The following is a 13,343-nucleotide window of genomic DNA, read 5'->3' as shown; positions in this document are numbered from 1 at the left end:
TGGGGAGGGAATGCGGTAGCACCATTGTCGTGGAGCGGAATAGCGACACCAGGGCGCCGGGGGGTGCCGCTTTATGGCGTGGGATCGCGCTGGCAGCGATGGGGCTGCTGGCCGTGGGGGTTCTGGTTGCCCTGATCGTCACGCTGCGCGGCGCCAATCGCGAACGCGACCATGCATTGCAGATGCAGTCGCATAGCTATGACGTGATGATCCTCGCCCGCTCGCTGGCGGGGACCATCGCCCGGTCGGAGGCGTCGCTCGGCCGCTTCGTCATCTCCGGCGACAAGCAGCTCGGCCTGCTCTATTTCGACGAGTGGACGCTGGCCGGATCGCAGATCGACCGGCTCGACAGGATCACCGACGAACAGACCGATCCGATGATCGCACGGCTCCGCGCGACCTATGATCTGCGCGGTCGCGAATTGTCGCTGATCGCCGCCTATACCAATTACGGTCGCAACACCCAGGCGTTCGCGCTCTACTATCAGGCGCGCAAGGCACCGGCGCTCATCCGGATCAACACCGAGCTGGACCGCATCATCGCGCGCGAGCGGCAGTTGCTCGACCAGCGCGCGGGCGTCGCGACCGCCTCGGTCGAACGGTCCAGCCGGATCGCGGGGGTGCTGGCGGTGTTCGGCGTGCTGCTGCTCGGCGGCATCCTCGCGCTCGGCTGGTTCACGCTCCACACCCTGACCGAAGGGCTGCTGGCGCGCGCCGAAGCGGAGAGCGAACGCCAGCGCGCCGCCGAACTGACCGAGGCGGTGGAGGCGGCCACCGCCGAACTGCGCATCCAGGAAGCGACCTTGCGCCAGGTCCAGAAGATGGAGGCGGTCGGTCAGCTGACCGGCGGGATCGCGCACGACTTCAACAATATGCTGGCGGTGGTGCTGGGCGGGATCGAACTGGCCAGGCGAGCGGACGATCCGGCGACGATCCGCCGCCATCTCGACAGCGCGGGCGAAGGCGCGGACCGCGCCGCGGCGCTCACCCGCCGCCTGCTCGCCTTCAGCCGCGAGGAAGCATTGAAGCCGGAGCCGATGGGGCCGGGCGCACTGATCGCCGGCATGACCGACCTGCTCGACCGTACCCTGGGCGACGGCATCACGCTGACCACCCATCCGGGCGATCGCGACTGGCAGATCTTCGTCGATCGGGTTCAGCTGGAGAATGTCGTCCTCAACCTGGCGGTCAATGCGCGTGACGCGATGGCGGGTCGGGGCACGATCGCGATCCTGACCGGCGCGGTCACTTTGGCGGCGGGGGCGATCGGGCAATGCCCGGCGGGCGATTACGTCACGCTGGCGGTGCGCGACGATGGCTGCGGCATGACGCCCGAGGTGGCGGAGCGGGTGTTCGAACCCTTCTTCACCACCAAGGAAGCCGGCAAGGGCACGGGCCTGGGCCTGAGCCAGATCTTCGCCTTCACGCGCCAGCATGGCGGCGAAATCCGCATCGACACCGCGCCCGACCGGGGGACGACGGTGACGCTCTACCTGCCACGCCACCATGCGGCGGCCCCGGCGCTCGCGCTTGCGCCCGTATCCGATGCGCCGGCCAGGGGGCCGACCGGCCTGTCTGTGCTGGTGGTGGAGGACGATCCCCGCGTGCTCGCCGCGACGATCGCGACGCTGGAGGAGATGGGCCATCATCCGATCGGCTGCGGCGATCCGCTCGCCGCGCCGGCGCTGCTGGAGGCGCGGGACGACATCGCCCTCCTGATCTCGGACGTGCTGATGCCACGCTGCACCGGGCCGGAGATGGTGGCGGGCCTGCGCGACCGCTTCCCGGACCTGCCGGTGCTGTTCGTCACCGGCTATGCGGGCGAGGCGCAGGCGGCCGAATTCGGCGAACATCGCCTGTTGCGCAAGCCCTTCACGCTGGCCGCGCTGGAACGCGCCATCGCCGACACGTTGCGCGACCGCCCGTCGCGTCCCGATCTCGCGCCGGACTGCATCGCGGCGGAATGAGGCTGAATTCGGCTCCGCGCCGCTGCCCGACCCCGTCCCGGCCGCCGCTGCGATGACGGCGTCACGGCGGCCCGTGCGCCCCTCTCCACACCCCCGACGATTTTCCACCTGACGCCGGACGATTAGCCGCTTATATCGCGGACCATCTTGGCCCGGCTGTTTCCCTCCGCATGAAGTCGATCGACCGCTACATGGTGCGCCTGATCGCGTTGCCGCTGCTCGCCACGCTGGTGATCTCGGCGATGCTGCTGGTGCTCGACCGGATGCTGCGCCTGTTCGACTTCGTCGCGACGCAGGGCGGACCGATCAGCGTAGTATGGCGGATGCTCGCCAACCTGCTGCCCGAATATCTGGGGCTGGGCATTCCGATCGGGCTGATGCTCGGCATCCTGCTCGCCTTCCGCCGGCTGGCGACGTCGAGCGAGCTGGACGTGATGCGCGGCGTCGGCATGAGCTATCTGCGGCTGCTGCGCGTGCCCTTCTACTATGCGATCGTGCTGGCGGCGCTCAACATCGCGATCGTCGGCTTCGTCCAGCCCAAGGCGCGCTATTATTACGAGCAATTGCGCTTCGAACTGCGCACGGGCGCGCTGGGCGCGTCGATCAAGGTCGGCGAGTTCACGAATCTCGGCTCGCGCATGACGCTGCGGATCGAGGAGAGCCGCGACAAGGGCCGCGATCTGCGCGGCATCTTCGTCCATACCCAGACGCAGAAGGGCGACTGGATCGCGGTGACCGCCCAGAGCGGCCGCTTCCTGGCGACGGACGATCCCAACGTCATCATCTTCCGCCTGACCAACGGCACGCTGGTCCACAACCGGCCGGATTTCACCGCGCCGCGCGTGCTGACCTTCTCGGCCCACGACCTGCCGATCAACCTGCCGAAATTCGAGAATTTCCGCCAGCGCGGCGGCCGCAACCTGGAATTCACCCTGCCCGAACTGGCCAAGCTGGGTCACAACGACCATGCCAGCGAGCAGCAGCGCGATTCCAGCCGGGCCGAATTCCACTTCCGCATGGCGGAGGTCGCGTCGATGTTCCTGCTGCCGTTCCTGGCGGTGGCGCTGGGCGTGCCGCCCAAGCGATCGTCCTCGGCGCTGGGCGTCTTCCTGTCGATCGTGATGATCGTCACCTACCACAAGGTCAACGAATACGCGATGAGCGTGGGCGAGCGCGGCGTGATCGATCCGATCCTCGCCTTGTGGGTCCCCTTCGCGATCTTCGCCGGCCTGGTGTTCTGGATGTTTTACGTGACCGCTTACGTCCCCGGCGGACAGCCGATCGCCGCGCTTGAGCGCGTCTTCGCCAAGACCGCCAAGGCGATCGCGCGCCGCCTGCCCGGCCGCCGTCGCGAGGCGAGCGGCGCATGATCCTGCGCGGCCTCTTCCCCTCGCGCACCGTCGCCATCTACATGGCGCGGCTGTTCTTGGTGCGGACCTTCGCGATCCTGTTCGCGCTGGTGCTGGTGCTCCAGGCGCTCGACCTGCTGAGCGAATCGGGCGACATCCTGGCGGTGCCCGGCAACGGCCAGGCGCAGGTCTGGACCTATGTCTCGCTGCGCACGCCGCAGATCATCGCGCGTTTCCTGCCCTTCTCGGTGCTGCTCGGCACGATCCTGACGTTCATCACGATGAACCAGAACAGCGAGATCATCGCGCTCAAGGCGTCGGGCCTGTCGGCGCACCAGGTGCTGGCGCCGCTGATGGTCGCTAGCCTGGGCGTGGCCGGCGTCTCCTTCGCCTTCAACGAGCGGGTGGTGGCGCGCGCCACCGCGACGCTGACCCAGTGGCAGCGGGTCAATTACGGCCCCATGCCGATCGATCGTGGCGACCGCTCCAATGTCTGGGTCCGCGACGGCGACGATCTCGTCCAGGTCGGGCAGATCCGCGGCAAGATGAACGCGGCCGTGCTGGGCGACATCACGCTCTACGATCGTGCCGGCGGCAGCTTGCGCGCGATCCTGCGCGCCCAGCATGGCCGGCATGATCCGGCGGGCGGCTGGCGGATCTGGCCCGTCACCCGCTTCGACGTGGCGAGCGGCAAGGTGACGCGGATCGCCTCGATGCGGGTCGGCCATGACGTGCGGTCGGACCAGCTGACGCTGTCGACCATCGACCCGGACGGCCTGACCTTCGGCGCGCTACGCACCGCGATCGAGGACCTGTCCGACGCGGGCCGGCCGACCAAGGCGCTGGAGGGCGCATTGTGGCACAAGCTGTCGGGGCCGCTGTCGTCGGTGCTGATGCCGCTGTTGGGCGCGGTCGCCGCCTTCGGCATCGCAAGGTCGGGCAAGCTGTTCGTCCGCGCCGTGATCGGCATGGCGCTGGGCTTCGCCTATTTCGTGGCGGACAATTTCGCGCTGGCGATGGGCAATCTGGGCGCCTACCCGCCCTTCCTCGCGGCCTGGGCCCCGTTCCTCCTGTTCCTGCTGATCGGCGAGGCCGTGCTGGTCCGCACGGAAGAGTAAACGGGGCGGTCGCGGCGGATCAGCTTGCCGGTAACGCGACCGGCGTGCCTTCCTTCTCGCAGATGAAGCGCAGCATCTCGGCACGGAGCGGCTTTCCCGTCGTGGCGCGAAGCGGGCCGTCCTTGGCATTGTTCGCTTCGGCCCGACCGCGCGTGTCGCCGACGCCCAGCACATGGAACAGGCCTCGCCGGCAATCGGCAGCGACCCGCGCATAGCTGATCTTGGCGCCCAGTTCGTGGCGGATGATCGCCACCACCTCGCCATTGGCGGCGGCGCGGTGGCGGAGTAGGTAATAGGCGGTCCGGGTGTCCGACGGCGTGGGGATGCGGACGCCCTGCAAGGGATAGCCCGGCCGCGCATCGCGAATGTCGTCGGGCGACGGTGTGCGCAGCGACACGCCGCTCGGCGAGACCGCATTGCCGCCGACGCCGCCCTGCCCGTCCAGCGCATTGGCCATGCTGGCATTGTCGGTGCCCTGCACGCCGGCGGAACAGGCCGCCGTCATCATGGCCAGCGCCGCCAGCAGCGACGCGCCTCCCAAATTCCTCACGCAACAGTCTCCCGGTCGTTGACGCCCGTCAACGTAGGAGAAATGCCGCCGATCCGGAACCTTGGCCGGCTCGCAAATTTTCCGGCCTCAGCCGAAGGCGGCGGCGGCCTCGATGATCGGCACGAACTTGGCGGCGGTCAGGCTCGCGCCACCGACCAGCGCGCCGTCCACATCGTCGCAGGCCAGGATCGTCGCCGCATTGCTGCCGACCACCGAGCCGCCATAGAGGATACGGATGCCGGCAGCGGCATCGCCGACCATCATGCGCAGCTTGGCACGGGCGATGGCGTGGATCGCGGCGATCTCGTCCAGCGTCGGGGTGCGGCCGGTGCCGATCGCCCAGCGCGGTTCATAGGCGAGCGTGAACCAGTCGCCATGCGCATTGTCGGGCACCGACTTCTCGATCTGCGCCTGCACCACCCGCTCGGCGCGCCCGGCGTCGCGTTCCGCCTCGGTCTCGCCGCAGCACAGGATGACGTTGAGGCCGTGGCGATGCGCCGCCGCCGCCTTGGCCCAGGCATCGTGGCTGGTCTCGTGCTGATCGGCGCGGCGCTCGGAATGGCCCGACAGGGTGAAGCGCGCCCCCGCCTCGCGCGCCATCGCCGCCGAGACGCAACCGGTATGCGCGCCCGAATCGGCTTCGTGCACGTCTTCCGCGCCGATCGCCAGGTCGGGCACGCGCTGCGCCGCGGGATGGATCAGCGTGAAGGGCACGGCGACCGCGACATCGACCTGCGGCGCGGCCCGCGCGGCGGCGGCAATGCCGTCCAGCTCCGCCAGATCGGCCAGTGAGCCGTTCATCTTCCAATTACCCGCCACCAGCTTGCGCCGCATCGTCTCTGTCTCCCGCCAAGGCTTGCCTCAGGTAAAGCGGCGATAGCGTGCCTGCCGATGCGCACAAGCTTGAAGCGTGCCGGTAAACCGGTAAAGCGACGCGCTAGTGTTTCTGGGGTGTCTATGCTCGGCTTCTTCCGCCGCCTGATCAATTCGAAGGTCGGCATCATCGTCACCTTCATCACGCTCGGCATCATCGCGCTCGCCTTTGCGGCGGGCGACGTGTCGAACATCCGCAATGTCGGGCTGGGCTCCTTGTCCGGCAACGATGTCGCGACGATCGGCAAGACGAAGATCACCGTCGACGAACTGCGCCAGCGCGCGCAGCAGGAAATCGACCAGGCGCGCCAGCAGCAGCCGGGCATCGACGCCAAGCAATATCTGGCCGCCGGCGGTCTGGAGGCCGCGGTGCAGCAGCTGATCACCACCGTCGGCCTGGCGGAGTTCGGGCGCGAGAACGGCATGGTCGTCAGCAAGCGGCTGGTCGATGGCCAGATCGCCAGCATCCCAGCGCTCCAGGGCCCGAACGGCAAGTTCGACGAGACTCTCTATCGCCGCATCCTGGCCGAGCGCCGGCTGACCGATGCGCAGATACGCCAGGATATCGCCCGCGACGTGCTGGTCCGCCAGCTGACCGCCCCGACGATCGGCGCGACCACGGTCGGGCAGCAGCTTGCCCTCCCCTATGCCTCGCTCCTGCTGGAGAAGCGCGCGGGCGAGGTCGGCATCGTGCCGGTATCCGCCCTGCCCCAGGGCCCCGCGCCGACCGCGCAGGAGATCCAGAGCTTCTACGGCCGCAACCTGGCGCGCTACCGCGTGCCGGAGCGCCGCAGCATCCGCTATGCGGTGGTGACACCGGCCCAGATGGCCGCGCAGAGCACGCCGACCGAGGCGGAGATCGCCCAGGCCTATCAGAAGAACCGCGCGGACTATCAGGCCACCGAGAAGCGCGTCGTCACCCAGGTGACGCTGGCCGACCAGGCGAGCGCCGACGCGCTCGCCGCCAAGGTACGCGGCGGCACGTCGATCGCCGACGCGGCACGCACGGTCGGGCTCGAGGCGTCGACGCTGCCCGCGCTCGACAAGGCCGGCCTAGCGACACAAGCCTCGCCCGCCCTGGCGGACGCCGCCTTCGCCGCAGCCAAGGGTGCGGTGATCGGCCCGGTCAGGGGCGCGATCGGCTTCGTCGTCGCGCGGGTCGACTCGATCGATCAGGTCGCCGGCCGCTCGCTCGATCAGGTCCGCGCGCAGCTGACCGCCGATCTCGCCAAGCAGAAGACGCAGGCCGCGCTGGCGGCGCTGCACGACAAGCTGGACGATGCCCTGTCGGGCGGCTCCACCTTCGACGAGGTGATCGCCGACGCCAAGCTGACGGCGCAGACCAGCCCGGCGCTGGCGCAGGGCGCGGTCGATCCGCTCAACCCGGCGGCCAAGCCCGATCCGGCGCTGGTGCCGCTGATCGCCGCCGGCTTCGCGGCGGACGATGGCGATGCGCCGCAGTTGGTCCAGACCGGCACCGACGGCAGCTTCGCGGTGGTCGCGCTGGGCCAGACCCAGCCGGCCGCGCCGCGTCCGCTGGCCGATGTCCGCAACCAGGTCGTCGCCGACCTGATCGCCGACCGTCGCCGCCAATCCGCTCGGACGATCGCCAATGCGGTGCTCGCCAAGGTCAAGGGCGGCATGTCGCTGGCAGAGGCGCTGCGGGCATCGGGCGCGTCGCTGCCCGCGCCGCAGCCGGTCAATGCCTCGCGTGGCGACGTACTCCGGGCGCAGGGCCGCAATCCGGCATTGGCGCTGCTCTTCTCGGTGCCGCAGGGTCAGGCGCGCCTGCTGGAAGCGCCGGGTGATGCGGGTTGGCTGATCGTCAAGACCAACCGGATCGAGCGTGGCAATGCGACCGGCAATGCCGCCGCGATCGCCGCCGCGCGTGGCGGGCTCAGCCGCTCCATGGGCGGTGAATATGCCGAGCAGTTCGCCCGCGCCGCCCGCGCCGCGATCGGCACGAAGGTCGATCAGCGCGCCATCGCCCGCGTCCGTGCCGACCTGGCCGGCGATACGCCGGCCGGCGCGCAGTAAGGCGAAGCCATGATCGACGCCGACCGGATCGCCGAAGCTCAGGACCTGCTCGCCCAGGGCCGTCCCGCCCTGCTGTGGAGCCGGCAGGTGGCGGATACGGAGACGCCGGTCGCCGCCGCGCTCAAGCTGATCGAGCCGGGTCGCGGCGACTTCCTGCTCGAATCGGTCGAAGGCGGCGCGATCCGGGGGCGGCACAGCCTGATCGGCCTGGCCCCCGATCTGGTGTTCCGCGCGCATGGCGCGCGGGCCGAGATCAACCGGCACTGGGCGACCGATCGCGAGGCCTGGACGCCCTGCGCCGCGCCCAGTCTCGACGCGCTGCGCGATCTGGTCGGCCAGTGCCGGGCGGACGTGCCGGCCGAACTGCCGCGCGCGCTGGCCTGTCTGGTCGGCTATTTCGGCTATGAGACGGTCGGGCTGGTCGAGCGGCTGCCGCAACCCTCCGCCGATCCGCTCGGCCTGCCCGACATGATCTTCGTGCGGCCGACCGTGCTGCTGGTGTTCGACCGGCTGGCCGACACGCTGTTCCTGGTCGCGCCCGCTTGGCCAGACCCGGCGCGCGATCCGGCAGCGATCGTGGCGGCGGCGGCGGAGCGGATCGACGCGGTGGCGACCAGGCTGGCGATGGCGGTCCTGCCCGCACCGACCCGCGTGGAGGCGGAGCAGCCCGATTACACGCCCGCCCTAGCGCCCGAAACCTATGCCGCGATGGTCGAGCGGGCCAAGAACTACATCACCGCCGGCGATATCTTCCAGGTGGTGCTGGCGCAGCGTTTCACCGCGCCCTTCCCGCTGCCGCCGTTCGAGCTGTACCGCTCGCTGCGCCGGATCAACCCGTCGCCCTTCCTCTATCATCTCGACCTGCCGGGCTTCGCGCTGATCGGGTCGAGCCCCGAGATCCTGGTCCGGGTGCGCGACGGCGAGGTGACGATCCGCCCCATTGCCGGCACGCGGCCCCGCGGCCGCACCGCCCGCGAGGATGAGGAGAACCGCACCGCGCTCCTCGCCGATCCCAAGGAGCGGGCCGAGCATCTGATGCTGCTCGATCTCGGCCGCAACGATGCCGGCCGCGCCGCCGCCCCCGGCAGCGTGCGGGTGACCGACAGCTATACGGTCGAATACTACAGCCATGTCATGCACATCGTCTCGAACGTGACGGCGCGGCTGTCGCCCGATCGCGATGCGCTGGATGCGATGTTCGCCGGCTTCCCGGCGGGCACGGTCAGCGGCGCGCCCAAGGTGCGGGCCTGCCAGATCATCGCCGAACTGGAGCCGGAACGGCGCGGCGCCTATGCCGGCGGCGTCGGCTATTTCTCGCCGGACGGATCGCTCGACTCGTGCATCGTGCTGCGGACGGCGGTGGTGAAGGACGGGCAGATCCATGCCCAGGCCGGGGCCGGCATCGTCGCCGACTCGACCGCCGCCTACGAGCAGCGCGAGTGCGAAGCGAAGGCCGGCGCCATCCTGAGCGCCGCCCGCGATGCGGTGACACGGGCGGGCACGGCCGGGTTCGGGCAATAAGGCGAACTCAGCCCAGGATCGACACTCGCCCTCTTCGCTTATCCCGGCGAAGGCCGGGATCCAGTTGGGGGACGTTGGTACGCTACAAAGTTCGTTTCGGAACTGGACCCCGGCCTCCGCCGGGGTGGTCTCCGATCAGGCCTAGCCCCCTTCCCACCCTCGCCTCTTCGCGCGAACCCGATTCCCCCTCAGTCCAAATTCGGCCGCAGCCAGCGCGTCGCCTGCGCCATATCCACGCCGCGCCGCGTGGCATAGTCCGCGACCTGATCCTCCCCGATCCGCGCCACGCCAAAATATTCCGCCTGCGCATGGCCGAAATAAAAGCCCGACACCGCCGCCGTGGGTAGCATCGCGAAGCTGTCGGTCAGGGTGATCCCGACCCGGTCCTCGGCCCCCAGCAGGTCGAACAATGTCCGCTTCAGGCTGTGCTCGGGACAGGCGGGATAGCCGGGCGCGGGGCGGATGCCGCGATACTGTTCGCGGATCAGCGCCTCGTTGGTCAGCTGTTCGTCGGGCGCATAGCCCCAGAGCGTGGTGCGGACATGCGCGTGCAGCCGCTCCGCGAACGCCTCCGCCAGACGATCCGCCAGCGCCTTCAGCAGGATGTCGTTATAGTCGTCATGGTTCGCCTTGAACCCGGCGAGATGCGCGTCGATGCCATGGATGCCGACCGCGAAGCCGCCCAGCCAGTCGCCCGCCGGATCGATGAAGTCGGCCAGGCACATATTGGCCCGCCCCTCGCGCTTGGCGATCTGCTGGCGCAGGAAAGGCAGCCGCACCTCGCCCGCGTCCAGCGTCAGCATGACATCGTCGCCCTCGCGCCGGCACGGCCACAGCGCCGCCATGCCGCGCGCGGTCAGCCATTTCTCGCCGACGATCCGGTCGAGCATCGCCAGCGCGTCCTGGTAGAGGCCGCGCGCGCTCTCCCCCACCACCGCATCGTCGAGGATGGCGGGGAAGTTGCCCGCCAGTTCCCAGGCGCGAAAGAAGGGCGTCCAGTCGATATAGGCGCGCAGGTCGCTCAGGTCCCAGGCATCGAACACATGCAGGCCCGGTTGCCGGGGCTCGGACGCCTTGAGCAGCATGTCGGCCGCGAAGCCGCGCGCCCGCGCGTCCGCCAGCGGCAGGAGCGCATTGCCGGACTTGCCCTCGCGCGCCTTGCGCACCGCCGCATAATCGGCGGCGACTCCCTCGACATAGGCGTCGCGCCCGGTGTCGCTGACCAGGGTCGTCGCCACGCCTACCGCGCGCGACGCATCGAGCACATGGACGACCGGCCCCGCATAGGCCGGCGCGATGCGCAGCGCGGTATGGACCTTGGAGGTGGTCGCGCCGCCGATCAGCAGCGGCATGGTCATGCCGGCGCGCTGCATCTCCTCGCCCACCGTCACCATCTCGTCGAGCGAGGGGGTGATGAGGCCGGACAGGCCGATCATGTCGGCGTCATTCTCATTCGCTGCCGCGAGGATCTTCGACCAGGGCACCATCACGCCCAGGTCGACCACCTCGAAGCCGTTGCACTGGAGCACGACGCCGACGATGTTCTTGCCGATGTCATGGACGTCGCCCTTGACGGTCGCCAGCACGATCCGGCCCTTGCCCTTAGCGCCCGGCTCCTTGGCCGCCTCGATGAAGGGCAGCAGATGCGCCACCGCCTTCTTCATGACGCGGGCGGACTTGACCACCTGGGGCAGGAACATCTTGCCCGAGCCGAACAGGTCGCCGACCACGTTCATCCCGTCCATCAGCGGCCCCTCGATCACCTCGATGGGCCGGGCGAAGGCCTGGCGGCATTCCTCGGTATCGTCGACGACATGCGCGTCGATGCCCTTGACCAGCGCATATTCCAGCCGCTTGGCCACCGGCAGGCTGCGCCACTCGGCCGCCTGCTTCTCCGCCACCGCGTCGGTGCCGCGATAGCGCTCGGCCAGCGCGACCAGCCGGTCGCCCGCCTCGGGATCGCGGTTGAGGACGACATCCTCGCAGGCCGTGCGCAGCTCGGGATCGATCGTGTCGTACACGTCGAGCTGCCCGGCATTGACGATCGCCATGTCCATGCCGGCGGGAATGGCGTGGTAGAGGAAGACCGAGTGCATCGCGCGGCGCACCGGCTCGTTGCCGCGGAAGCTGAACGACAGGTTCGACAGGCCGCCCGAGATATGGACGTGCGGGCAGCGCGCCTTGATTTCCCGGCACGCCTCGATGAAGTCGACGCCGTAGTTGTTGTGATCCTCGATCCCCGTCGCCACCGCGAAGACGTTGGGATCGAAGATGATATCCTCGGGCGGAAAGCCGATGCCCATCAGCAGGTCATAGGCGCGCGCGCAGATCTCGACCTTGCGGTCCCTGGTGTCGGCCTGCCCGACCTCGTCGAACGCCATGACGACCACCGCCGCGCCATAGGCCATGCAGCGGCGGGCATAATGGAGGAACGCCTCCTCGCCTTCCTTCATGCTGATCGAATTGACGATCGGCTTGCCGGACACGCATTTCAGCCCCGCCTCGATCACGCTCCACTTGGAGCTGTCGATCATGATCGGCACGCGCGCGATGTCCGGCTCGGCGGCGATCAGCTTGAGGAAGGTGGTCATGGCGAATTCGGCGTCGAGCAGCCCTTCGTCCATGTTGACGTCGACCACCTGCGCGCCGTTCTCGACCTGACTGCGCGCGACCTCGACCGCGCGGCTATAGTCGCCGGCCATGATCATCTTCTTGAACGCCGCCGATCCGGTGACGTTGGTACGCTCGCCGATATTGACGAACTGGGCGGAGGACGTGGTCTGGGTCATGGTTCTTCTTCATTCCTTCCCTGAACAGGGAAGGTGGCACGCGTCAGCGTGACGCAGGGGGGTCGCGCTATCGGGCAGGAGCGGCCGTCACGCCGCCATGGTGAACGGCTCCAGCCCCGCTAGCCGCGTCCGCACCGGCGGCGTCGGGATGGCGCGCGGGGCCAGGCTCTTCACCTGATCGGCGATCGCCTTGATATGCGCGGGCGTCGAACCGCAGCAGCCGCCCAGCACATTGACCTGTCCCGCGACCGCCCATTCGCCGACCAGCCCGGCGGTGGTCGCCGGCGCCTCGTCATAGGCGCCCAGTTCGTTAGGCAGGCCGGCATTGGGATAGATCATGATCAGCGTGTCGCAGATCTCGCTCAGCGTCTTCACATGCGGGCGAAGCTGCTCCGCCCCGAACGAGCAGTTGAGCCCGATCGTCACCGGCTTCGCATGACGGACGGCATGCCAGAAAGCCTCGACCGTATGGCCCGACAGGTTGCGCCCCGACAGGTCGGTCAGCGTCATCGACAGCATCAGCGGCAGGTCGCGGCCCAGATCCTCGGCGGCGTCCAGCGTCGCCATGATCCCGGCCTTGGCGTTCAGCGTGTCGAACACCGTCTCGATCAGGATGAAGTCCGCACCGCCCTCGACCAGCGCGTCGATCTGCTCGCGATACACGCCCTTCAGATAGTCGAAGTCGATCTCGCGATAGCCGGGATCGTTGACGTCCGGCGAAAGCGACAGGGTCTTGTTGGTCGGGCCGATCGCGCCCGCGACGAAGCGGGGGCGGCCGTCGCGCGCCTCGAACTCGTCGGCCACGCGGCGAGCCATGCGCGCGCTTTCGACATTGATCGCGCGCACCAGATGCTCTGCGCCGTAATCGGCCTGGCTGATCCGGTTGGCGGAGAAGGTGTTGGTCTCGGCGATGTCCGCCCCCGCCTCGAAATAGGCGCGGTGGATCGACTCCGGCACCTTGGGCAGGGTCAGCGCCAGAATGTCGTTATTGCCCTTCTGGTCGTGCGACAGGCCGAGATCGCCGGCATAGTCCGCCTCGGACAATTTCCAGTTCTGGATCTCGGTGCCGAACGCGCCGTCGGTCACCAGGATGCGCTTGGCCGCCTCGGCCATCAGTCGTTCGCGGGGGCTGGTCATGG

General features: G+C 69.0%; 9 protein-coding genes. 5 read left to right on the top strand and 4 right to left on the bottom strand.

Going from position 1 to position 13,343, the window contains the following annotated elements:
• Positions 1-98: 98 nt before the first annotated feature.
• The 3 genes from BRX43_RS13950 (at position 99) to lptG (ending at position 4,434) form a co-directional block, all read left to right on the top strand.
• Positions 99-1,967 (top strand): ATP-binding protein, encoded by a 1,869-nt coding sequence (locus BRX43_RS13950; protein WP_125995705.1) that lies wholly within the window; start codon positions 99-101, stop codon positions 1,965-1,967.
• A gap of 170 nt (positions 1,968-2,137) precedes the next feature.
• Entirely contained in the window at positions 2,138-3,337 is a 1,200-nt protein-coding gene (gene lptF / locus BRX43_RS13945) for an LPS export ABC transporter permease LptF (RefSeq protein ID WP_206433218.1), read from the top strand.
• Positions 3,334-4,434, top strand: coding sequence for an LPS export ABC transporter permease LptG (gene lptG / locus BRX43_RS13940; protein WP_125995704.1), 1,101 nt, complete (start codon positions 3,334-3,336; stop codon positions 4,432-4,434). Before lptF ends, lptG begins: the two co-directional genes overlap by 4 nt.
• Before the next feature lie 19 nt (positions 4,435-4,453).
• Here the strand turns inward: lptG and BRX43_RS13935 are convergent, their stop codons facing one another.
• Complete coding sequence (locus BRX43_RS13935) at positions 4,454-4,984, bottom strand: hypothetical protein (protein WP_125995703.1); 531 nt, start codon at positions 4,982-4,984, stop codon at positions 4,454-4,456.
• Positions 4,985-5,071: 87 nt separating this feature from the next.
• A complete protein-coding gene (gene tpiA, locus BRX43_RS13930; protein WP_125995702.1) occupies positions 5,072-5,818 on the bottom strand; it encodes a triose-phosphate isomerase in 747 nt (248 codons plus the stop codon).
• 123 nt (positions 5,819-5,941) lie between these two features.
• On the opposite strand from tpiA, the gene BRX43_RS13925 reads away from it, so the two are divergent.
• The gene (locus tag BRX43_RS13925; RefSeq protein WP_125995701.1) at positions 5,942-7,894 is read left to right on the top strand and encodes a peptidylprolyl isomerase; all 1,953 of its coding nucleotides are present in this window, start codon (positions 5,942-5,944) and stop codon (positions 7,892-7,894) included.
• 9 nt (positions 7,895-7,903) lie between these two features.
• Positions 7,904-9,415: a chorismate-binding protein gene (locus BRX43_RS13920; protein WP_125995700.1), complete on the top strand. Its 1,512-nt coding sequence runs from the start codon at positions 7,904-7,906 to the stop codon at positions 9,413-9,415.
• Positions 9,416-9,603: 188 nt separating this feature from the next.
• Here the strand turns inward: BRX43_RS13920 and metH are convergent, their stop codons facing one another.
• The gene (gene metH / locus BRX43_RS13915; protein ID WP_125995699.1) at positions 9,604-12,204 is read right to left on the bottom strand and encodes a methionine synthase; all 2,601 of its coding nucleotides are present in this window, start codon (positions 12,202-12,204) and stop codon (positions 9,604-9,606) included.
• A gap of 87 nt (positions 12,205-12,291) precedes the next feature.
• A complete protein-coding gene (locus BRX43_RS13910; RefSeq protein ID WP_125995698.1) occupies positions 12,292-13,341 on the bottom strand; it encodes a homocysteine S-methyltransferase family protein in 1,050 nt (349 codons plus the stop codon).
• Positions 13,342-13,343 lie beyond the last annotated feature (2 nt).

The organism is Sphingomonas sp. S-NIH.Pt15_0812, from assembly GCF_003951315.1.
Classification (GTDB): Bacteria; Pseudomonadota; Alphaproteobacteria; order Sphingomonadales; family Sphingomonadaceae; genus Sphingomonas.
The sequence above is the reverse complement of the archived record's forward strand: the minus strand, read 5'-3'. Positions and strand labels throughout refer to the sequence as shown.

What these genes read in the sequence shown, in the direction of transcription:
- BRX43_RS13950 (WP_125995705.1), top strand. Translation starts at nt 99, where the DNA reads ATGGGGCTGCTGGCCGTGGGGGTTCTGGTTGCCCTGATCGTCACGCTG.
- lptF (WP_206433218.1), top strand. Translation starts at nt 2,138, where the DNA reads ATGAAGTCGATCGACCGCTACATGGTGCGCCTGATCGCGTTGCCGCTG.
- lptG (WP_125995704.1), top strand. Translation starts at nt 3,334, where the DNA reads ATGATCCTGCGCGGCCTCTTCCCCTCGCGCACCGTCGCCATCTACATG.
- tpiA (WP_125995702.1), bottom strand. Translation starts at nt 5,818, where the DNA reads ATGCGGCGCAAGCTGGTGGCGGGTAATTGGAAGATGAACGGCTCACTG.
- BRX43_RS13925 (WP_125995701.1), top strand. Translation starts at nt 5,942, where the DNA reads ATGCTCGGCTTCTTCCGCCGCCTGATCAATTCGAAGGTCGGCATCATC.
- BRX43_RS13920 (WP_125995700.1), top strand. Translation starts at nt 7,904, where the DNA reads ATGATCGACGCCGACCGGATCGCCGAAGCTCAGGACCTGCTCGCCCAG.
- metH (WP_125995699.1), bottom strand. Translation starts at nt 12,204, where the DNA reads ATGACCCAGACCACGTCCTCCGCCCAGTTCGTCAATATCGGCGAGCGT.
- BRX43_RS13910 (WP_125995698.1), bottom strand. Translation starts at nt 13,341, where the DNA reads ATGACCAGCCCCCGCGAACGACTGATGGCCGAGGCGGCCAAGCGCATC.